This is a genomic window from Curtobacterium sp. NPDC089689, assembly GCF_044749145.1.
Taxonomy (GTDB): domain Bacteria; phylum Actinomycetota; class Actinomycetes; order Actinomycetales; family Microbacteriaceae; genus Curtobacterium.
Genome location: NZ_JBIVHJ010000002.1, coordinates 471,325 through 492,507 on the forward strand (window position 1 = coordinate 471,325; position 21,183 = coordinate 492,507).

Annotated in this window: 21 protein-coding genes; 14 read left to right on the top strand and 7 right to left on the bottom strand. The window is 70.6% G+C overall.

Annotated features, from left to right (window positions below; genetic code table 11):
• Window positions 1-11 precede the first annotated feature (11 nt).
• The 4 genes from nusG (at window position 12) to ACIPYW_RS10560 (ending at window position 3,063) form a co-directional block, all read left to right on the top strand.
• A complete protein-coding gene (gene nusG, locus ACIPYW_RS10545) occupies window positions 12-1,052 on the top strand; it encodes a transcription termination/antitermination protein NusG (RefSeq protein WP_400413143.1) in 1,041 nt (346 codons plus the stop codon).
• Window positions 1,053-1,173: 121 nt separating this feature from the next.
• Window positions 1,174-1,605, top strand: a complete 432-nt coding sequence (gene rplK, locus ACIPYW_RS10550) for a 50S ribosomal protein L11 (protein ID WP_022906459.1) — start codon at window positions 1,174-1,176, stop codon at window positions 1,603-1,605.
• 74 nt (window positions 1,606-1,679) lie between these two features.
• Window positions 1,680-2,369, top strand: coding sequence for a 50S ribosomal protein L1 (gene rplA, locus ACIPYW_RS10555; RefSeq protein ID WP_022834225.1), 690 nt, complete (start codon window positions 1,680-1,682; stop codon window positions 2,367-2,369).
• A gap of 85 nt (window positions 2,370-2,454) precedes the next feature.
• Window positions 2,455-3,063, top strand: coding sequence for a Pr6Pr family membrane protein (locus ACIPYW_RS10560; protein WP_400413147.1), 609 nt, complete (start codon window positions 2,455-2,457; stop codon window positions 3,061-3,063).
• Here the strand turns inward: ACIPYW_RS10560 and ACIPYW_RS10565 are convergent.
• Entirely contained in the window at window positions 3,060-3,776 is a 717-nt protein-coding gene (locus tag ACIPYW_RS10565; protein ID WP_400413150.1) for a YqaJ viral recombinase family protein, read from the bottom strand. The two genes, ACIPYW_RS10560 and ACIPYW_RS10565, sit on opposite strands and share 4 nt — an antisense overlap.
• Before the next feature lie 48 nt (window positions 3,777-3,824).
• Window positions 3,825-5,036, bottom strand: coding sequence for an ROK family transcriptional regulator (locus tag ACIPYW_RS10570; RefSeq protein ID WP_290131227.1), 1,212 nt, complete (start codon window positions 5,034-5,036; stop codon window positions 3,825-3,827).
• Window positions 5,037-5,180: 144 nt separating this feature from the next.
• Here ACIPYW_RS10570 and ACIPYW_RS10575 point away from each other — a divergent pair, with 144 nt between their 5' ends.
• From ACIPYW_RS10575 to ACIPYW_RS10600, 6 genes are all read left to right on the top strand, one after another.
• Window positions 5,181-5,927 (top strand): sugar phosphate isomerase/epimerase, encoded by a 747-nt coding sequence (locus tag ACIPYW_RS10575; protein WP_290131228.1) that lies wholly within the window; start codon window positions 5,181-5,183, stop codon window positions 5,925-5,927.
• Window positions 5,924-7,105, top strand: a complete 1,182-nt coding sequence (locus tag ACIPYW_RS10580) for a Gfo/Idh/MocA family protein (protein WP_400413151.1) — start codon at window positions 5,924-5,926, stop codon at window positions 7,103-7,105. Before ACIPYW_RS10575 ends, ACIPYW_RS10580 begins: the two co-directional genes overlap by 4 nt.
• Window positions 7,106-7,185: 80 nt before the next feature.
• The gene (locus tag ACIPYW_RS10585; RefSeq protein WP_290131230.1) at window positions 7,186-8,487 is read left to right on the top strand and encodes a sugar ABC transporter substrate-binding protein; all 1,302 of its coding nucleotides are present in this window, start codon (window positions 7,186-7,188) and stop codon (window positions 8,485-8,487) included.
• Between the two features lie 202 nt (window positions 8,488-8,689).
• The gene (locus ACIPYW_RS10590; protein ID WP_290131231.1) at window positions 8,690-9,685 is read left to right on the top strand and encodes a carbohydrate ABC transporter permease; all 996 of its coding nucleotides are present in this window, start codon (window positions 8,690-8,692) and stop codon (window positions 9,683-9,685) included.
• Window positions 9,678-10,517, top strand: coding sequence for a carbohydrate ABC transporter permease (locus tag ACIPYW_RS10595; protein WP_290131232.1), 840 nt, complete (start codon window positions 9,678-9,680; stop codon window positions 10,515-10,517). The genes ACIPYW_RS10590 and ACIPYW_RS10595 overlap by 8 nt, the downstream gene beginning before the upstream one ends.
• Before the next feature lie 270 nt (window positions 10,518-10,787).
• Complete coding sequence (locus ACIPYW_RS10600; RefSeq protein WP_400413155.1) at window positions 10,788-11,732, top strand: TolB family protein; 945 nt, start codon at window positions 10,788-10,790, stop codon at window positions 11,730-11,732.
• 120 nt (window positions 11,733-11,852) lie between these two features.
• Here ACIPYW_RS10600 and ACIPYW_RS10605 read toward each other — a convergent pair whose 3' ends face one another.
• The 5 genes from ACIPYW_RS10605 to ACIPYW_RS10625 form a co-directional block, all read right to left on the bottom strand.
• The gene (locus ACIPYW_RS10605) at window positions 11,853-12,527 is read right to left on the bottom strand and encodes an ABC transporter ATP-binding protein (RefSeq protein WP_400413604.1); all 675 of its coding nucleotides are present in this window, start codon (window positions 12,525-12,527) and stop codon (window positions 11,853-11,855) included.
• Window positions 12,528-12,778: 251 nt separating this feature from the next.
• Entirely contained in the window at window positions 12,779-14,311 is a 1,533-nt protein-coding gene (locus tag ACIPYW_RS10610) for an ABC transporter permease (protein ID WP_400413156.1), read from the bottom strand.
• A gap of 87 nt (window positions 14,312-14,398) precedes the next feature.
• Window positions 14,399-15,118, bottom strand: coding sequence for a glycosyltransferase (locus ACIPYW_RS10615; protein ID WP_400413157.1), 720 nt, complete (start codon window positions 15,116-15,118; stop codon window positions 14,399-14,401).
• Window positions 15,115-16,473: a PIG-L family deacetylase gene (locus ACIPYW_RS10620; RefSeq protein WP_400413160.1), complete on the bottom strand. Its 1,359-nt coding sequence runs from the start codon at window positions 16,471-16,473 to the stop codon at window positions 15,115-15,117. The genes ACIPYW_RS10615 and ACIPYW_RS10620 overlap by 4 nt, the downstream gene beginning before the upstream one ends.
• The gene (locus ACIPYW_RS10625) at window positions 16,470-17,513 is read right to left on the bottom strand and encodes an acyl-CoA dehydrogenase (RefSeq protein WP_400413162.1); all 1,044 of its coding nucleotides are present in this window, start codon (window positions 17,511-17,513) and stop codon (window positions 16,470-16,472) included. The genes ACIPYW_RS10620 and ACIPYW_RS10625 overlap by 4 nt, the downstream gene beginning before the upstream one ends.
• 127 nt (window positions 17,514-17,640) lie before the next feature.
• On the opposite strand from ACIPYW_RS10625, the gene ACIPYW_RS10630 reads away from it, so the two are divergent.
• The 4 genes from ACIPYW_RS10630 to rplL all read left to right on the top strand — a co-directional run bounded on the left by ACIPYW_RS10630 (window position 17,641) and on the right by rplL (window position 21,145).
• Window positions 17,641-18,381, top strand: a complete 741-nt coding sequence (locus ACIPYW_RS10630) for a response regulator transcription factor (protein WP_290131238.1) — start codon at window positions 17,641-17,643, stop codon at window positions 18,379-18,381.
• Window positions 18,382-18,392: 11 nt separating this feature from the next.
• Window positions 18,393-19,925 carry a sensor histidine kinase gene (locus ACIPYW_RS10635; protein ID WP_400413164.1) on the top strand — a complete coding sequence of 511 codons (1,533 nt, stop codon included), beginning with the start codon at window positions 18,393-18,395 and terminating at the stop codon, window positions 19,923-19,925.
• A 269-nt stretch (window positions 19,926-20,194) separates the two neighbouring features.
• The gene (gene rplJ / locus ACIPYW_RS10640; protein ID WP_058726968.1) at window positions 20,195-20,710 is read left to right on the top strand and encodes a 50S ribosomal protein L10; all 516 of its coding nucleotides are present in this window, start codon (window positions 20,195-20,197) and stop codon (window positions 20,708-20,710) included.
• 51 nt (window positions 20,711-20,761) lie between these two features.
• Window positions 20,762-21,145, top strand: a complete 384-nt coding sequence (rplL, locus tag ACIPYW_RS10645) for a 50S ribosomal protein L7/L12 (protein ID WP_400413170.1) — start codon at window positions 20,762-20,764, stop codon at window positions 21,143-21,145.
• The last annotated feature ends 38 nt before the right edge of the window (window positions 21,146-21,183 follow it).

Sequence of the window (21,183 nt, forward strand, 5' to 3'; positions counted from 1 at the left end):
AAGAATCGACATTGTCTGACAACTCCCGCGACGACATCGACCTCGCGACGGCTGCCGAGCAGTCCTCCGAGGTCGAGGAGAACCAGGAAGGCGACGTCGAGACCGGCGAGCAGCTCGCTGCCGAGTCCGCTGAGGAGCGTGCGATCTCGGTCGAGGACGCCGACGACGAGTCCCTCGGTCTGAGCGACGAGCCCGACGACGGCACGGTCGACGCCGGACTCGACGAGGCACTCACCGCCCTGCAGGAGTCGCGCGACCCCGAGGCCGACGCGGTCGTGGACGACGCCCTCGAGATCGACTCCGCCGACGAGGCCGAGGCCGCCGTCGAAGCGGTCGAGGACGAGGAAGAGGTCGAGCTCGAGGAGGAGTCCGCCGCGCAGGCGAACGAGACCCTCGCCGCCGACGAGGCCCTCGACGCAGACGAGCCCGCCGAGGTCGACCCGTACGAGGCCTTCAAGGCCGAGCTGCGGATGAAGCCCGGCAAGTGGTACGTCATCCACTCCTACGCGGGCTTCGAGCGTCGCGTGAAGTCGAACATCGAGAACCGCATGGTCTCGATGTCGATGGAGGACTACATCTACCAGGTCGAGGTCCCGATGGAGGACGTCGTCGAGATCAAGAACGGGCAGCGCAAGCTGGTCACCCGCGTCCGGATCCCCTCGTACGTGCTCGTCCGCATGGACCTCAACGAGGACTCGTGGTCGGTCGTCCGCCACACCCCGGGTGTCACCGGCTTCGTCGGTAACGCCCACAACCCGACCCCGCTCCGCTTCGACGAGGCCTTCGGCATGCTGAAGTCGCTCGTCCAGGTCGCCGAGGCCGCTCCGGCCAAGGGCGGCGCGAAGTCCGGCGGTGCCGCGCAGGCCCAGCCGCAGGCGGAGGTCGACTTCGAGATCGGCGAGACGATCACCATCAAGGAAGGCTCGTTCGCGGGCCTGCCGGGCTCGATCTCCGAGATCAAGCCGGAGAGCGGCAAGCTCACCGTCCTCGTCTCGCTGTTCGAGCGCGAGACCCCGGTCGAGCTCAGCTTCGACCAAGTCACCAAGCTGTAGTAAGCTACCGAGGTTTGGCCCCGCACGCTGAGCGTGTGGGGCTTCACCGCGGTCCGGAACGGCCGGGCCCGCGGGAGAGTGCACGGATCCCCGTGCGTTCGATTCCAGGAGGAAACAAGTCATGGCACCGAAGAAGAAGGTCACGGGCCTGATCAAGCTGCAGATCAACGCGGGCGCCGCCAACCCGGCCCCGCCGATCGGTCCTGCGCTCGGTCAGCACGGCGTGAACATCATGGAGTTCTGCAAGGCGTACAACGCCGCGACCGAGTCGCAGCGTGGCAACGTCGTGCCGGTCGAGATCACCGTCTACGAGGACCGTTCGTTCACGTTCGTCCTCAAGACCCCGCCGGCCGCCGAGCTCATCAAGAAGGCTGCGGGTGTGCAGAAGGGGTCCGCGACCCCGCACACGGTCAAGGTCGCCAAGATCTCGATGGACCAGGTCCGTCAGATCGCCGAGACCAAGCAGGCCGACCTGAACGCCAACGACATCGAGCAGGCCGCGAAGATCATCGCCGGCACCGCGCGCTCGATGGGCATCACGGTCGAGGCCTGATCCACACCCCCAACACCCTTCCGTGGGAGAGCCTCGCCGGCTCGTCAACCACGTAGCTCCCAGAGGAGAACACCATGGCGAAGAAGTCCAAGGCCTACCAGGCCGCGGCCGCGAAGATCGAGGCCGACAAGTTCTACACCCCGACCGAGGCCGTCGCCCTCGCGAAGGAGACCGGCTCGGCGAAGACCGACTCCACCGTCGAGGTCGCGCTCAAGCTCGGCGTCGACCCGCGCAAGGCGGACCAGATGGTCCGCGGCACGGTCATCCTGCCGCACGGCACGGGCAAGACCGCCCGCGTCATCGTCTTCGCGGTCGGTGCTGCTGCTGAGGCCGCCATCGCCGCCGGTGCCGACGAGGTCGGTGGCGACGAGCTCATCCAGAAGGTCGCCGACGGCTACACCGCCTTCGACTCGGCCGTCGCGACCCCGGACCTCATGGGCAAGGTCGGCCGTCTGGGCAAGGTCCTCGGCCCGCGTGGCCTCATGCCGAACCCGAAGACCGGCACCGTGACCCCGAACGTCGCGCAGGCCGTCAACGACATCAAGGGCGGCAAGATCGAGTTCCGCGTCGACAAGCACGCCAACGTGCACTTCGTCGTCGGCAAGGCCTCGTTCACGCCGGAGCAGCTCGACGAGAACATCTCGGCCGCGCTCGAGGAGATCGTCCGCCTCAAGCCGAGCTCCTCGAAGGGCCGCTACATCACGAAGGGGTCCGTCGCGACCACCTTCGGCCCGGGCATCCCGCTGGACGTCAACAGCATCTGAGTCGTCTGACTCGTTCGAGAAGACCCGCACCGGTTCGGTGCGGGTCTTCTCGTCGTTCGGGGCGATGTCCCGATAGCGTGGCGACGTGCGCACGCTCGTCAACGCCCTCCGGCTCATCGCGGTCATCGCCACCGCCTCCGCGATCCTCGCGCAGTGGCTCGTCAGCTCCCGGTCGCCGGAGTACAACCCGTTCAACTTCTTCGGGTACTTCACGATCCAGTCGAACATCGTCATCGCGGTCGCCCTCGCCGTGACGCTCGTCGTGGCGTTCCGGTCGAAGCGTGAGCCGCTCCGGTTGTCGGTGTTCCGCGGGGCCGCCACGGTCTACATCGCGACGACGGGGGTCGTGTACAACACGCTGCTCACCGGAGCCGCAGTCGAGAACACCGTGCCGTGGTCGAACGACGTCCTCCACAAGTGGATCCCGCTCTACTCCGTGCTCGACTGGCTGCTCTTCTCGGACCGGGGCAGGCTGCTGCTCCGGCACGTGTGGTGGTTCCTGATCTACCCGGCCGTCTGGCTCGTGGTCGTCCTGGTCCGCGGCGCGACCGACGGGTGGGTGCCGTACCCGTTCCTGAACCCGTCGCTCGGGTACGGCGTCGTCGCGCTGTACTGCCTCGGCGTCGCGGTCTTCATCGCGCTGATGGGCGTGCTCGTCGTGGGGATGAGCCGACTCCGGATCGTGAAGGTCTAGACCCGGTCGCGGCGGAGGGTGTCGAGCACCCGGTCGGCGAGGTCGATGAGGACCCGGATCTGGTCGTCGTCGCGGTCGACCCAGCGGCACTCGGGCTCGTCGTGCGCGGGGACGAAGTCGTCGTGGCGCTCCCAGACGAACAGGGTGCGGTCGGCCCCGAGCACGTACTGCTGCCACCAGATCTGCCGGAGGTAGTGCCGGGGGATGCCCCGCCAGCCCTTCGCGGTCGTCTTGATCTCGGCGAGCACGAGTCGCCCGTCACCGTCGTGCCCGACGCCGTCGGGTGTGGCGAGGTGTGCACGGTTCGCGGCGGCGTGGAAGAGGTGCGCGGACGGCTCGATGCCGTGCGTCGCAGCGACCCAGGCAGCGATGACGGGCTCGCGCTCCCGGCCGTGCTCGGTGTACACGTTGCCCGAGAACCGGGAGCCGTAGCGCTTGTCCGCGACGACGGCGTGGACCGCACGGAGCGAGGCGAGCCGGGCGACGTCGGTCGCCGTGATGCCCATGGCCCGCGCGCGGAGCCACGCCATCCGGTCCGAGGAGTGCGCGACGATGCGCTCGGTGTGCCCCCGCAGGACCGTGAACGTGTCGTGGTTCGTGACCCCCGCCGAGGATGCGACCGCGTGCACGCCCGGCGCCGGCGCGGCGGAGGCGGGAACTGCCTCCAGTCCGGGGTCCAGGTCGCCCCACAGGGTGGGCTGCACGATCGTCACCCGACGATTCTCACCCCGCCCACCGACGCGACGGAAACCGACGCGCGGTCAGGACACCAGTGCGCGTCCCTCGGCGAACGCGACGAGCTCGTCGACGCCCGCGGGGGAGAGCGCGTAGTCGATCGCGAGGGCCGCCGCCCCGTGCAGCGCCGCGTGCGAGCCCGCCCGGGACTGGGCGATCACGAGGTGCTCCGTCGCGAGCGGCATCGACCGGGCGTACACGACCTCGCGGACACCGGCGAGGAGGTGCTCGCCAGCGCGGGTGACGGACCCACCGAGCACGATCACCGACGGGTTCATGAGCGACACGCAGGTGGCGAGCACCTCGCCGATGTCCCGCCCGGCCTGCCGGACCGCGGCGATGGCGTCGAGGTCGGCTCGCGAGACGAGGTCGATCACGTCCCCGCTCGTGTGGACCTCCCGGCCCTTGGCACGCAGCGCGCGGGCGATCGCCGGACCGGACGCGACGGCCTCGAGGCAGCCGGTGTTGCCGCAGTGGCACGGGATGTCCTCGGCCCGGCCGACCCGGACGTGGCCGATGTCGCCCGCGGTGCCCTGGGCGCCGCGTTGCAGGACGCCGTCGGAGACGATGCCGGAGCCGATGCCGGTGGCGACCTTCACGAAGAGCAGATGGTCGACGTCGGTCCAGCCGCGCTGCCGTTCGCCGAGCGCGGCGATGTTGACGTCGTTGTCGAGGAGGACGTGGGCGGCGACGTGCTGCCGGAGCCACCCGGGCACGTCGAAGCCGTCCCATCCGGGCATGATCGGGGGGTTCGCCGGGCGCCCGGTGGAGAACTCCACGGGTCCGGGCACGCCGATGCCGATGGCGATGACGTCGTCGCGGGTGCGTCCGACCTCGGCGAGCAGTTCGTCGATCACGGAGACCAGCCACGACAGCGTCGGCACGGGTCCGGCGGCGATGTCGATGCGCGCGTCCCGGGAGGCGAGCGGCGCGCCGGTGAGGTCGGTCACGGCGACCCGTCCGTGCGAGGCGCCGAGGTCCGCGGCGACCACGAGCCGGGCACGGGGCACCAGGGCGACCTGCGCTGGCGGCCGTCCACCGGTCGAGGCGGCGGTCTCCACCGGTCCGACGAGTCCGACCTCGATGAGGGCATCGAGGCGCACGCCGATCGTCGAGCGTGCCATCCCCGTCAGGGCGGCGAGCTCGGCCCGGGTCCGTGGCACGCCGTCACGGAGGATCTGGAAGAGCTCGCTCGTCCCGACCGGAGGCGACGCTGCCGTCCGAGTCAAGTCGACCATGCGGCGAGTAGAGCACACATCGAACAGGACACGCAACGAAGTGCGTCGAAGTGTTCGGGACTTTTGCTTGACCGCCGTCAGAAGTGGTCATAGTGTGACGCTCGGTCAGTGACGACCGCACCGTCTCGACGAGGAGAACCCCTGGTGACACAACCGCTCTCGGTCCAGCTCTACACCGTCCGCGACGCCCTCTCGGCCGACCTGCCCGGCACGCTGCAGCGCATCGCCGACATCGGCTACACGAACGTCGAACTCTTCGGTTACGTCGACCGTGCCGCGGAGCTGCGCGACGCGCTCGCTGCCGCCGGGCTCGCCGCGCCGAGTGGACACGCGCGACTGCTGGACGCCGGCGAGCAGGACCTCGAGGCGATCTTCCACGCGAGCGTCACCGCCGGCATGACGACGCTCATCGACCCGCACATCGACGAGTCCCGCTGGACCACCCGCGAGGACGTCGAGGCCATCGCCCGCGAGCTGAGCGCCCTCGCGCCCCGCGCCGCCGACCACGGCCTGACCCTCGGCTACCACAACCACGCGTTCGAGTTCTCGAACCGCATCGACGGCACGAGTGCCTACGAGGTCTTCGCGGACGCGCTGTCCGACGACGTCGTGCTCGAGCTCGACACCTACTGGGTGACGGTCGGCGGCGACGACCCGGTCGCGGTCATCGGCAAGTACGGCGACAAGGTGCAGTTCCTCCACGTCAAGGACGGCGACGGCTCGCACGACGACGAGAAGCAGGTCGCGGTCGGCGACGGCATCATGCCGGTCCGGGAGATCCTCGCGGCGGCGCCGGACGCGCTGCACGTCGTCGAGCTCGACGGCCACGAGGGCGACGTGTTCCAGGCCGTGGCCGACTCGTACACGTTCCTGCAGGGGGCCCGCGCATGACCGACACCTCGACCGGCGCCGAGAGCACCGGCACCGCGACCACCGACACCACGACGGCCGCCGGCGCCACCCGCCGCACCGGTCCGGTCGGCGTCGGGGTCATCGGCGCCGGCGTCATCTCGGACCAGTACCTCTCGAACCTCACGGTGTTCCCCGACGTCGCGGTGCACTTCATCGCCGACATCGACCTGCCGCGCGCAGCCGCCCAGGCCGAGAAGTGGGGCGTCCCGGGCTCCGGCACGGTCGAGGAGCTGCTCGCGCACGACGACATCGAGATCGTCGTCAACCTGACGATCCCGGCCGCCCACGTCGAGGTCGCCCTGCAGGTCCTCGCCGCGGGCAAGCACGTGTGGGGCGAGAAGCCGTACGCCCTCGACCGGGAGAGCGCCACCCGGCTCCGTGACGCCGCGGTCGCCGCCGGCACGACGGTCAGCGTCGCGCCCGACACGTTCCTCGGCGCCGGCCTCCAGACCGCGCTGCGCGCCGTGCACGACGGTCGGATCGGTGCGCCCCTCAACGGCCTGACGCTGTTCCAGAGCCCCGGCCCCGAGTCCTGGCACCCGAGCCCCGAGTTCCTCTTCGCGGTCGGCGCCGGCCCGCTGTTCGACATCGGCCCGTACTACCTCACGACCCTCGTGCAGGTGTTCGGCCCCGTCTCGAAGGTCACGGCCACCGCGTCGAAGGCCCGTGCGACCCGCGTCATCGGCTCCGGGCCGAAGGCGGGCACGGAGTTCCCCGTCGAGGTCCCGACGAACCACTCTGCGCTCATCGAGTTCGAGAACGGCGGGAGTGCGCAGAGCGTCTTCTCGTTCGAGTCGACCCGCGGCCGTACCGGCTTCGTCGAGATCGCGGGGGAGACGGGCACGATCGTGTTCCCGGACCCGAACAACTTCGACGGCGACACCGAGCTGTACGCGGCCGGCGCCGACGAGCCCGAGACGATCCCCGCGATCGGCTCCACCTACTCGCGCGGCACGGGCGTGGTCGACCTCGCCCGCTCCATCCGCGCCGGTGTCGGCAACCGGGTCCCCGGTGCCCTCGCCTTCCACGTCCTCGACGTGATGGTCTCCATCGCCGAGAGCGCCGAACGTGGGGAGGCGGTGCTCGTCGAGAGCACCGTCGACCCCTCTCCGACCCTCCCCGAGGGTTGGGACCCCGCGGAGTCGACCCTGGCCTGACGGCCGGGCGACACCCCGCACACAGCAGCACCCGACAGCACCATCCCTGCACCATCTCAACGACGAGAAAGTAGAGAGTCATGCGCACTGCCATCCGCGCACTGGCCATCACCGCGGCCGCGGCACTCACCGTGACCGGCCTCGCGGCCTGCTCCTCCGGAGGCTCCGGTTCGTCCGGCGACTCCAAGACGCTCACGTACTGGGCGTCGAACCAGGGGACGTCCCTCCAGAACGACAAGGAGGTGCTCACCCCGGTCCTCGAGAAGTTCACCAAGGAGACCGGGATCAAGGTCAACCTCCAGGTCATCGGCTGGAACGACCTGCAGAACAAGATCCAGACCGCCGTAACCTCGGGCCAGGGCCCGGACGTCGTCAACATCGGCAACACATGGGCGACCTCGCTCCAGGCCACCGGCGCGTTCCAGGAGTTCGGTGACTCGGAGATGAAGGCGATCGGCGGTGCCGACAAGTTCGGCAAGGTCGCGCTCTCCACCGGTGGCGCGCCCGGCAAGACCGTCACGAGCGTCCCGCTCTACGGCCTCGCGTACGGCCTGTACTACAACAAGCAGATGTTCAAGGACGCCGGCCTCGAGGCACCGACGACGTGGGAGGACCTCGTCACCGACGCCAAGAAGCTCACCACGGGCGGCAAGTACGGCTTCACCATCGCCGGTGGTTCGTACACCGAGAACTCGCACTTCGCGTTCATCAACTCGGCGCAGAACGGCGGCGAGTGGTTCGACAAGGACGGCAAGCCGACCTTCACGCAGAAGGCGAACGTCGACGGCATCAAGCGCTACCTCGACCTGATGCAGTCGGACAAGGTCGTCAACACCTCGAACGCGCAGTACGACAACGGCACCCAGGCGGTCTCGGACTTCGCGAACAAGAAGGCCGCGATGATGCTGACGCAGAACAACGCGAACAGCACGATCACGTCGAACGGCATGTCGAAGGACGACTTCGGCGTGGTGCCCTTCCCGGCACCGCAGGGCGAAAAGGACATCGCGTCGTTCCCGGCCGGCATCAACCTGTCCATCTTCAAGAACACGAAGAACAAGGACGGCGCCCTGAAGTTCGTCAAGTACATGACGAGCGCGGACACGCAGGCCACGCTCGACAAGCCGTACTCGGCCCTGCCGGTGCTCGCCTCCGCTGCTGACTCGGTCACCGACGAGCAGACGAAGACGTTCCTCGACATCTACAACAACAAGGCGAAGCCGCTCCCGCTGGTGCCCGCCGAGGACCAGTTCGAGTCGACGGTCGGCAAGGCGATGAACGACATGTTCGCCAAGATCGCGACCGGTGGAACGGTCTCCGACAGCGACATCAAGTCGGCGCTCCAGACCGCCCAGGACCAGGTGTCCCAGGCTGCCGGTTGATCCGCCTGGAGGCCCGGGTCGCGTCCGTCAGGACGCGCCCGGGCCTCCGCCCCTCGCGTCCACCCCGTGACGCGAGCACCAGCGCCTCCCACCCCGGCCACGCGCCGGGGGTGAGCCGATCGGCTCACGCACGCCGCGCCTCCCCGCCGCTGCCCCGGCCTGCGCGGCGCACCCGATCCTCCACCTCGCCGAAAGGCCCCGCATGTCCACCTCGGTCCTGCCTGAATCCGAGCGCATCGACCTGACCCACACGAAGGCGCCGACCCTGTCGGGGCCCCAGCCGGGTCGGAAGCCCAAGCGCCACTGGCTGCCGTACGCCCTCGTGGCTCCGGCGATCCTCTTCGAGCTGCTCATCCACATCGTCCCGATGCTCGTGGGCATCTGGATCTCCTTCATCCAGCTCACCAAGTACTTCATCGCCAACTGGGGTGCCGCGCCGTTCGCGGGCTTCCGGAACTACTCGGTCGTCGTCGACTTCGACCAGGCGATCGGCAAGGGCGTCCTCAACTCGTTCCTCATCACGTGCGGCTTCACCGTGCTCGTGGTCGGGCTCTCGTGGACGTTCGGCATGGCCGCTGCGGTCGCGCTGCAGAAGCCGTTCAAGGGCCGTGGCCTGTTCCGCACGCTCTTCCTCGTGCCGTACGCGCTGCCGATGTACGCCGGCATCATCACCTGGAAGTTCATGTTCCAGCGTGACTCCGGTGCGATCAACCACGTCCTGGTCGACCAGCTCGGGCTGTTCGGCGGGCAGGGGCCGTTCTGGCTCATCGGGTCGAACGCCTTCATCTCGGTCGTCGTCGTGGCGATCTGGAAGACCTGGCCGTTCGCGTTCCTCATGCTCATGGCCGGGCTGCAGTCCGTCCCGAACGACGTGTACGAGGCCGCCTCGGTGGACGGTGCGAAGCCGTTCCGCCAGTGGCGTTCGATCACGCTGCCGATGGTGCGTCCGGTCAACGTGACGCTCGTGCTCGTGATGTTCCTCTGGACGTTCAACGACTTCAACACGCCGTTCGTCCTGTTCGGCTCGACCGCGCAGCCCCCGGCCGCGGACCTGCTGAGCTTCCACATCTACAACGCGTCGTTCATCACCTGGAACTTCGGCTCCGGTGCCGCGATGAGCGTCCTGCTCCTCATCTTCCTGCTCATCGTCACGGGCATCTACCTCGCCGTGACCAACCGGAGGTCCGTCCGTGCGTGAGACAGTCGGCGCCAAGTCCTTCAAGATCGTCACCCTGGTCCTGCTGACCCTGTTCACGGTCGTCCCGCTCTACGTCATGATCACGACGGCGATCAAGCCGCTCGGTGACGTGCAGAACGACTTCACGTGGATCCCGACGAACATCACCTTCCAGCCGTTCATCGACATGTGGTCGACGGTGCCGCTGGGGCAGTACTTCATCAACTCGCTCGTGGTCTGCACGGTCGCGACGGTGTTCTCGCTGATCATCGCCACGTTCGCGGCGTACGGCGTCTCGCGCTGGAACTTCAAGGGCAAGAGCACCTTCACCACCGCGGTGCTGTCGACCCAGATGTTCCCGGGCGTGCTGTTCCTGCTCCCGCTGTTCCTCATCTTCACGAACCTCGGGAACGCGCTCGGCATCCAGCTCGTCGGGTCGTGGCTCGGCCTGATCATCACCTACCTGACGTTCACGCTGCCGTTCTCGATCTGGATGCTCGCAGGCTACTTCGAGACCATCCCGCGGGAGCTCGACGAGGCCGCGATGGTCGACGGCTCCGGACCGATGGGTGCGCTGTTCCGGGTGATCCTGCCCTCGGCCCGTCCCGGGCTCGTGGCGGTCGGGATCTACTCGTTCATGACCGCCTGGGGCGAGGTCCTCTTCGCCTCGGTCATGACGAACGGCAACGGCTCGACGCTCGCGGTCGGCCTGCAGCAGTACTCCACCCAGACGAACGTGTACTGGAACCAGATCATGGCGGCGTCGCTCGTCGTGTCGATCCCGGTCGTGGTCGCGTTCCTCATCGTGCAGCGACAGTTCGTGGCCGGCCTGACCGCCGGCGCGGTGAAGTAGCCGCGACCACCCCGGGAGGGGGGGGGGGGGGGGGGCCCCCCCCCCCCCCCCCCCCTCCCGTCCGTCTGCCGCGGTGCCCGTCGCTGTCGGAAAGCGACAGGTCGGTGGGCGCGGAGGCGCGCAGACCGTCGCTTTCGTGAGCCCGCCGCCACGCTCGGACGCGTAAGCGACAGATGCCCGCCGGCGGAGGCCGGCAGCATGTCGCTCTCGCGAGAGCGACATGATCCCGGCACCGCGACCTCCGCCACCCGAACCCGACAGGATGGACCCATGAGCGAACCCCGCGGACGGCAGCTGCTGCCGGGCCAGACCAGCCGCGTGCACGTGTACGACGTCGCGGCGCGGACGAGCCGCCTCGTGTTCGAGTCGAAGACGGTGCTCGTCGAGGCGCCCAACGTCCTCGACGACGGCACGCTCGTGCTGAACGGGAACGGCGACCTCTGGCTGCTGCGGCTGCCCGACCCGGGCGACGACCGCGTGCTCGACGAGGGCGCACTCGTGCCGGTGCCGATGCCCGGGGTCGAGGAGATCAACAACGACCACGTGCTCGACCCCTCCGACGGCTCGCTCGTGGTGAGCGCACGGAACGGGGAGCTCTACCGGGTGCCGCTGCCCGACGGTGGTTCCGCGGAGCAGCTCACCGACACGACGACCGTGCTCCCGACGACGCGGAAGTTCTACCTGCACGGGATCGCGCCGGACGGGACCGCCCTCGCAGCCATCGTCGGTGAGCTCAGCCCCGAGGGCGTGTGGACGACCGACGTCGCCAGTGTCGACCCGACCACCGGCGAGCCGACGTTCCGCACACGCGACGGGTTCCCCGACGACGGGTGCACGATCACACCCGACGGCGGAACCTGGCTGTTCAACACCGAACGCTTCACCCCGGGGACCGCCCAGCTCGCGAGCCTCTGGCCGGGGCAGGACGAGCCGGTGCAGATCACGAGCGACGACCGGGTGAACTGGTTCCCGCACCTGTCCCCGGACGGTGCGCACCTGCTGTACCTCTCGTACGAGCCGGGCGTGCAGGGGCACCCGGCCGACCAGCGCGTGGAGCTGCGGCTGCTGCCGGGCGTCCTCGCACGGGGCGCGCGGATCGCCGTGCTGCCGGAGACGCTCGTCACGCTCGACGGCGGCCAGGGGACCGTGAACGTGCCGCCGTGGTCGCCGGACTCACGGTGGTTCGCGTACTGCGACTACCCGGTCGGCGGCTAGCGCGGCGCCGAGTCTCGCAAGCGGCGCGGCCGAGTCTCGGTCTGAGCGACACTCCTCGCGGTGAACGCCGCGAGAGGTGTCGCTCAGACCGAGACCCGGCCCGCGCCACGGCCGCGCCCGCTACACCTCGCGGACCTGGCCCTGCTTGATGTGCAGCCGGCGTTCCGCGCGACGTGCCACCCACGAGTCGTGCGTCACGATGACCACGGTCAACCCGCGCTCCTTCCACTGCCGCTCGATGAGGCCCATGATCTCGTCGCGCGTCCCCTCGTCGAGCGCGCCGGTCGGCTCGTCCGCCAGCAGCACCGACGGGTTCTTCACGAGCGCTCGGGCGATCGCGACGCGCTGCTGCTGCCCACCGGACAGCTCGGCCGGCAGGTGGTCGAGCCGTTCGCCGAGGCCGACCTCCCGGAGCGCCGCCGTCGCACGATCGCGCACTTCGGACCGCGAGCGGTTCGCGAGCGCCCCGGCGAACGCGGTCTCGACGTTCTCCAGCGCGGTCAACGTCGGGATGAGGTTGAAGTTCTGGAACACGAACCCGATCTCGGTCGCCCGGAGGTCGGTGAGCGCACCGTCGCCGAGCTTCGCCACGTCGTGCTCGCCCAGCATGACGCTCCCGGCGGTCGGCCGGTCGAGGGCGCCGAGCATCTGCAGGAGCGTCGACTTCCCGCCGCCGGTCGGTCCCTGGACCGCGACGAGCTGCCCCTGCGGGATCGTCAGGTCGACGTTCGTCAGCGCGGTGACGGTGCGCTGCTTCTGCTGGTACGTCTTGCTCACGTTCTGCAGGCGGTAGATCGGCCGGGAGGCTCGGCTCGCCTCCGTCGCGGACGCTGCGGTCGTCGTGGTGGTCACGGTGGCTCCTGTCGGGTCGGGGGTGGCGGGTGCCGGCGCGGCGGCCGGTGTCGGTCCGGACGGCACGGCGTGCGTGCCGGTGTGCGGTGCGGGTCGGACGGCGTGCGTGCCGGTGTGCGGTGCGGGTCGGACGGCGTGCGTGCCGGTGTGCGGTGCGGGTCGGACGGCGTGCGTGCCGGTGTGCGGCGCGGGCATCAGCCCACGCTCCTCAGCGCCTCGGCGGGCCGGAGCCGGCTCGCGCGCCAACCGCCGAGTGCTCCGGCGAGGAGACCGCCGAGGACGGCGAGGCCGATGGCGAGGAGGATCACCTCGACGGTCACGGGCGCGTGCAGCACGACGTCCGACGTGCTCGCCGTGGTCCCGCCGCCGCCGAAGCCGCCTGCCGGTGCGCCGCCGGTGGTCCCGCCGCCTGCTGCCTGGGTCGCCGCACCACCGGGGAACCCGCCGCCTCCGGCGCCGCCGCGCGTCGACGTCGAGGCGCTCGCCGAGACGGTCGGGGCGATGACGTTCACCACGAGGATGCCGACGAGCCCGGCAGCGGCGCCGATCACTCCGCCGATCAGGCCCTGGACGAGCGACTCGCCCGCGACCTGCCGGGTGATCCGGCCGTTCGACCAGCCGATGGCCTTGAGGGTGCCGAACTCCCGCGTGCGCCGCGTGACGCCGGAGATGGTGAAGAGGATCGCGATGAGGAACGCCGCGGCGAGGACGACGACCGACAGCCACGTGCCGAGGTTCGACACGAGCGTGGACGCGGTGCTCAGCGAGCCGGAGACGCTCGACGCGAGGTCGGCCTCGGTCGAGACGGTCGCGCTCGACAGCTTGGACTGCAGCGCGGTCTTGATCGTGCTGACGTCGGACGAGGACTCCGCGGAGACGTAGATGGAGGTGACCTTGCCGTCGAGGTCGGCGAGCGACTGCGCGGTGTCGAGCGGCACGTACGTGTTCGACCCGGTGGTGCTCGACGAGCCGGTCGAGGCCACGATGCCGATGACGGTGAACTTCGTGCCGCCGATCTCGAGGGTGTCCCCGACGGTCTTGTCCTCGCTCTTCGCGTACGAGCTGTCGAGCACGACGACGTCCTTGCCGGCGTCGGCCGACGTGAACGTCCGGCCCTTCGTGGTCTCGGTGCTCGTGAGCGGCCCGACGGTGTCGCCGGAGACCGGGATGCCCGTGACGGTGAACGAGTCGACGTCGAACGAGCCGCCCCCGAAGCCACCGCCCTCGCCGCCGCTCGGCGGACCCTGCTGCGCGGCGCTGTCGTCGGAACCACTGCTGCTGCCGGACGAGCTGCTCCCGCTGCTGTTCTGCTGTACCTGGCCGGAGAAGGTCGTGTTCTCGAGCGTGAGGACGCCGGTCGCCGCCTTGACCCCGGCGGTCGACGTGACCGTGGAGAGGTTCGACGCGTTCAACGTGCTCGTCCCGCGGGCGACCGCGAGTCGGGACTGCGAGAGGTCGGTCGAGCCGCTGTCACTGCCCGAGCGGCTGCCGAAGTCGAACGACGGCCGTCCGGTGCTCGACGACGACGGCTGCTCGGTCTTCGTGACGGTGATGTCGGTGCCGACGCCGTACACGGACGACAGGACGCTCGACTGCGCGGTCTTCACGCCGCTCGCGATCGACGACACGATGACGACCAGGGCGATGGCGAGCGCCATGCCGACGGCGATGATGACCGTCTGCTTCCTGCGGTTCGTGAGCTCGCGCCTGAGGTAGGTCAGGAACATGGTTCTCCTCGGTGTTGGGGACGAGGAGACCGTAGGGAGGCAGTCGATGAGCCGCGCTGCCGGATCCCAAGAAGATCCGATGAAGCCTCAGCCGGCGTCGCCGTACGTGACGCGGAGGTGCTCGGCGTAACCCCCGGGCGTCCTGCCGACGAACCGTCCGCTCGTCACGACCGGGAACGCCGTCGTCGCCCGGACGTCGAGACCGAGAGCCCGCGCCCGCTCCACGAGCCGCACGTCCTCGTGCTCGGGCACCGGGTCGAAGCCGCCGAGCGCGCGGTGGGCATCGGCCCGCACACCGAGGTTCGCGCCGTGCACGTGACCGAGCGTCGCACCCGGCGGGTGTGCGAGCCGCCACCTCGCGAGCACGGCCGGTTCGAGGTCCTCGGGCTCCGGGACGACGGCACCCACGAGCACGTGCGCCCCGGCGGCGAGGGCGTCGGCATGCTGGACGAGCCACGACGCGTGCACCCGCGAGTCCGCGTCCGTGTGCGCGAGCCAGTGCTCGGCGTCGGGCCCGCCGGTACGGAGGGCGTGGCGAGCCCCGGTGCTGCGTGCCCGCCCCACCCCGACCGGGGCCGTGACGACGACGTCGAGGGTCGTGCTCCGCCAGGTCGGGTCGGCCGTGGCCCGGACCCCCAGGGCCTGCGCGGTCCGGTCCGTGCACCCGTCGAGGACCACCGTGACGCCGACCTCGACGGCGGGCCGCTCCCGGTGGAGCACGCGCACCGCGACCGCGAGCGCGTCGACACAGGCGGCGATGGTGTCCTCCTCGTCGTGCGCGGGGACGACCACGTCGAGGCGCGTCACCGGACGAGCCCCTCGGACCGGGCGACCGAGGACACCGCGGGGCCGGCCAGGACGCTCAGCACGAAGTCCTCCTCGACGTGTCGGACGAGTGCCGGCCGGGGCCAGCGTTCGGCGATCCGGGCGTCGACGGTGTCCCCGTCGGACACCGCCTCGTCGTCCGGGTGCCGCCAGTGGCAGGCGACGAGGACCCCGTCGTCGTCGAGTGAGCCCAGGACCCGGTCGATCGTGCGGTCGAGGTCCGCCGGGGCGAGGTAGTAGCCGATCTCGGACAGCACGACGAGGTCGAAGCGTCCGTCCGGCCACTCGTCGGGGAGCGCTGCCCGCACGAACCGGGCCCCCGGTGCACGGACCCGCGCCCGGGCGAGCGGTGCCTCGGAGATGTCCGTGCCGAGCACCCGATCGGCCCGCTCGGTCAGGGTCGCGGTGAGCACCCCGGTGGCGCAGCCGAGCTCGAGGGCGGACCGGTACCGCTCGCGGGGGAGCGCGGCCACCGTCACCGCGCGCTTCCGACGCTCGTACCAGGAGCCGTCGAAGTCCCAGCCCTCGGGCTTGCGGGCGTAGTGCGCGTCGAAGGACTCCCGCGAGCGGGACACCGTGGCGGCGTCCACCGCGAAGAACCACTCGGTCGGCCGGAGGTGGTGCGCGGCGTGGCGCCCGTCCACGATCGCCTCGTCGCCCGGGGCCGGCGAGAGCGGCCGGGTCTGCGACCGGTGGGCAGCGAGGGCGGCGCGCTTCCGGTCGAGCACGTCCGACGACAGCGCCAGCGCGCGAGCACGGTCCCAGGGTGCCGCGGAGGCGTCTGGGTCGTCCCAGTGCCAGGCCCAGACCGGGTACTCCAGCAGGGCTGCTCGCGGGGCGTCGGCCACGACGGCGGCCGCGACCTCGCCCGCGATCCGGTGGTCCCGGTGTCCGTCGCCCCGCCACGGTGCGACGACGAGCACGCGTCCGGGCACGGCGGTGACCCGGTCGCGGAGCGCCGCCCGGAGGAGGTCGGCGTGCTCCCGGACACCGCCGTCCGGCACTCCGAGCGGCGTCGCCGTCGCTGCCGGGTGCAGGGCCGCCAGCGCGTCCCGGAACTCCCGCTCCCGACGCGCGCCGAGGTCCTGTTCGCCGGTGGTGGGGGAGTCGGGGTGGGAGCGCTCGCCGCGGGTGACGAGCAGCACCTCGACCGGCAGCCCCCGGTCGCCGGCGGTCGCGACGAGGCCGCCGGCGCCGAGGGTCTCGTCGTCGGGGTGCGGCGCGACCACGAGCACGGCGTCGAACCGGCCCGGGTCGACCGGCTCGGCGCGGACCGTGTCGAGGAAGGACGTCCACCGCGCCGGGTCGGTCCCGGGCTCCCGGTGGTCGAAGCTCACCACGCGACACCGCCACGGTCGAGCACCGCACGGCCGACCCGGGCGAGGTCGCGCGCGCCGTGGTCCTGCAGCACGTAGAGCTCGAGGTCCGCCACGCGCGCAGCGACCGCGGGGTCGGCGGTGAGCGGCGCCGGCCCGATCGTCGCGACGACCCGCTGTCGGACGGCGTCGACCGCGCGTCGGACCCGGGACCGCACGACCTGCGCCTCGAACGACCAGTCCACGCCGACCCCGGCCGAGTCGGTGCCGGCCGCGGCGTCGATCCGTGCGGCCGCGTCGGCGAGGGCGTCCTCCGCGTCCGCGAGGTCGGCGACCGTCGCACCCAGCGCCGCCTGCAGCAGCTCGGAGTCCGGTCGGGACGCAGCGAGGGACCGGAGCTCGCGGGCGAGCCCGACCGCACCGCCCCACCAGCACGCCGCGACGCCGATGCCACCCCACGCGAACCCCGGACGGCTGAGGTACCAGCCGGGGGCCCCGACCGGCGTCGCCCGCACCGTGTCGAGGTCGACCGGTCCGCTCGGCACGTCCGGCATAGCACGGGCGACCCAGGCCTCGTCGTGCACCGTCACCCCGCTCTGCCGGAGGCCGACCGCGAACAGCTGCCGCTCCTCACCGACGTGGGCGGTGACGAGCGCGTGCGAGAGCGACGACGCGAGCGAGCACCACGGCTTCGTCCCGGACAACACGGCGAGGCCGTCGTCGGTCAGCTCCGCCGTGACCCGGACGCCCGGTGCCTCGGCGGCGAAGACCCCCCACGTCGACCCCTCGGGGGCGTCGATGCCGGCCTGGGCCAGGATGCCGAGCGCGTCGAGGTGCGGCTCGACGGTTCGCGCCAGCGCGACGTCGACCGCGGCGAGCCCCGCGAGCGTCGCGAGGACCGGGCCCGCCGTGCCCGCGGACACCAGCGGCGCGGTGGCGGCGACCGCCTGCGCGACCGCCAGCCGCTCCGCCGGGGGCGAGTCGTGCCTCCAGTCCGGTGGGACCAGGTCCCGGACGTCGACGTCGCGCGCAGCCGCGGACCAGGCAGAGGAGTGCAGCACGTCGTCACCGTACGGAGCGTTCCCCGAGCGCGCGTCCGGGTCCGCGCTGTCGGGCTGATCAGCGATCCACAGTCGGCGCATCGGTGCATCTCAGAGCGCTCATAGGAAACTCTCGATACTCGAGTACGTGACCATCTCCCAGCCTGCCGCAGCCCCGCGCCTCACGCGTGCCGACGGATCCCCGTTGCGCATCCTCGTCGTCGACGACGAGGCCAGCCTCACCGACCTGCTGTCCATGGCGCTCCGCTACGAGGGCTGGGACGTCAAGAGCGCGAACGGCGGACAGGACGCCCTGACCACCGCGCGGGAGTGGAAGCCCGACGCGATGGTGCTCGACGTGATGATGCCGGACCTCGACGGCCTGCAGGTCCTCAGCAGGCTGCGCCAGAACAACGACGACACCCCGGTGCTGTTCCTCACCGCGAAGGACTCCGTCGAGGACCGCGTCACCGGCCTGACCGCCGGCGGCGACGACTACGTCACGAAGCCGTTCTCGCTCGAGGAGGTCGTGGCACGACTGCGCGGCCTCATCCGCCGCTCGCAGATCTCGATCTCCGAGGCCGGCGACTCCCGCATCGTCGTCGGTGACCTCGTGCTCGACGAGGAGTCGTACGAGGTCTCGCGGGCCGGTCGACCGATCGAGCTCACCGCGACCGAGTTCGAGCTGCTCCGCTTCCTCATGCGGAACCCCCGCCGTGTGCTCTCGAAGGCGCAGATCCTCGACCGCGTGTGGTCGTACGACTTCGGTGGCAAGAGCTCCGTCGTCGAGATCTACATCTCCTACCTGCGCAAGAAGATCGACGCCGGCGAGACCCCGATGATCCACACCGTGCGCGGCGTCGGGTACGTCATCAAGCCGACGTCCTGAGGTCCGGCGCAGTGACCCTCCGCCGACGGCTGGTCCTCAGCATCGTCGCCCTCGTCGTGGCCGTCAGTGCGGTGATCGGCGCGGGCAGCATCATCGCGCTCGCGTCCATCCAGACCGGCACCATCGACTCCCAGCTGTCGAAGGCGACCGAGCGCGCGAGCACGAAGTTCGGGCAGGGACAGCAGGGGCAGAACGGGCAGCGGCCGAACGACGACGCCCTGGCACCGCTCGGGCAGGCGGCCGGCACGCTGACCGCCTACTACGGCACGGGCGGCGTGGCGGCCGGCATCGTCATCAACGAGGACAGCTCCCGCTCGCAGCTGACGGCGGACGAACTGCAGCGGCTCGGGCAGGTCAAGGTCGGGGTCGAACCCGCGACGATGGACCTCGGTGGTGCGCTCGGGAAGTACCGGGTCGCGGCCGTGCAGGTCGACAACCCCGTCGTCGGCAACGCCGTGCTCGTCGTCGGGCTGCCGATGTCGCCCGTGTACGAGAGCGTCTGGTCGCTGCTCCTCGTGGTCGTGGTGGTCGTCGGACTCGCCCTCGTCGCCGGCTCGGTCGTCGCCGCCGTCGTGGTGCGGCGCTCGCTCCGGCCGCTCGAACGGGTGGCGGAGACCGCGTCCGCCGTCGCCCGCATGCCCCTCGAGCGCAGCGACGCCCTGCAGGACGTCCGGGTCCCGGACGCCGACCCCCGCACCGAGGTCGGTCGGGTCGGTGCTGCGTTCAACCGCATGCTCGGGCACATCGGCGGTGCCATGCAGGCCCGGGAGCGCTCCGAGCAGAAGGTCCGGCAGTTCGTCGCGGACGCCTCGCACGAGCTCCGCACGCCGCTCGCGTCCGTCCGCGGCTACGCCGAGCTCACCCGCCGGATGGGCGCCGACCTGCCCGAGGACGTCGTCTACGCGATGAGCCGCATCGAGTCCGAGTCGAAGCGGATGACGAGCATGGTCGAGGACCTGCTGCTCCTCGCGCGCCTCGACGAGGGCCGGGAGATCCAGTTCGACGACGTCGACCTCACCGGACTCGTGCTCGACGCGGTGAACGACGCACACGCCGCATCACCGGGGCACGTCATCGAGGTGGACGTGCCGGACGAGCCCGTCGAGGTGCTCGGCGACGCCGCACGGCTCCACCAGGTGATCGTCAACCTCGTCACGAACGCCAGGACCCACACCCCCGAGGGCACCCGCATCACGGTGGGCATCGCCCGGGCCGCCGACGGTGTCGACCTGACGGTGCGGGACACCGGACAGGGCATCGACCCCGAGTTCCTGCCGAAGCTCTTCGAACGCTTCGCCCGCGCCGACAGCTCGCGCTCCCGCACGGTCGGGTCGACCGGGCTCGGGCTCGCCATCGTCGACGCGGTCGTGCAGGCGCACGGTGGGCGCGTCGATGTCACGAGCGAGCCGGGCGACACCGTGTTCACGGTGCACCTGCCGATCGCGCCGCCGGCGGCGGCCGACGGTGGCGCGGCAGACGCGTCGGCCGGGGGCGACCTGGCCGACTGGTCGGCGACGCCCGACGCCGCTCCCGCGGCCACCTGACGGCCGGGAGGCGCGGTGCGGGCCCGCCCCGTGCCTCCCGGCCGTCGTTTGGCGACGCCCACGGCGTCTGGTACAGTTCTCGAAGCCAAAGACCGCCGGATGTCGCTGCGCTCGCGCAGTGACCGAAGGTCCTCTAACGTGAGGCATCCCGCGCAGGTGTTCCGAACCACTCCCGCCGTTCCGGTGGGGGCAGCTCCGAGCCTCTGTGCGCCGGAGCTTTTTTCGTTCGTGGGCCTGGGGCTACCGGCAAGAAACCCCCAAGGAGAACCATGGCGAACAAGGAAGCTGCGGTCGCCGAGCTCACGGAAGCATTCCAGAGCTCGAACGCCGTTCTGCTCACCGAGTACCGCGGTCTCACGGTCGCGCAGCTCAAGGAGCTCCGCAACTCGATCCGTGAGCACGCCACGTACGCCGTGGTGAAGAACACGCTGACCAAGATCGCGGCGAACAACGCCGGCATCTCGTCGTTCGACGACGAGCTCGCCGGTCCGTCCGCTCTCGCCTTCGTCCACGGTGACACCGTCGCCGTCGCGAAGTCGCTGCGTGCATTCGCCAAGGCGAACCCTCAGCTCGTGGTGAAGGGTGGTTACTTCGACGGTAACCCGCTCTCCGCGACCGAGGTGGACAAGCTCGCTGACCTCGAGTCCCGTGAAGTGCTGCTCGGCAAGCTCGCCGGCGCCTTCAAGGCCTCGCTGTTCGGTGCTGCGTACCTGTTCCAGGCACCCCTCTCGCAGGCCGTCCGCACCGTGGACGCCCTCCGCGAGAAGCAGGAGTCCGCGGCCTGATCAGGCACGCGTTCCACAACCACACCACGCATTAGCAAGTAGGAGAAAATCATGGCGAAGCTTTCGCAGGACGAGCTCATCGAGGCCTTCAAGGAGCTCACGCTCATCGAGCTCTCGGACTTCGTGAAGAAGTTCGAAGAGGTCTTCGAGGTCACCGCGGCCGCCCCGGTCGCCGCTGCCGCCGCCCCCGGTGCAGCTGCCCCGGCCGAGGCCGCTGAGGAGAAGTCCGAGTTCGACGTCATCCTCAAGTCCGCTGGTGACAAGAAGATCCAGGTCATCAAGGAGGTCCGTGGCCTGACGTCGCTCGGCCTCGGTGAGGCCAAGGCGCTCGTCGAGACCGCCGACGCCAAGATCCTCGAGGGTGTCAACAAGGAGACCGCTGACAAGGCGAAGGAGACGCTCGAGGGCGCCGGCGCCACGATCGAGCTCGCGTAGTCTCGACCGTTCGGTCACGAAGGCCGTCGCCCCTCGGG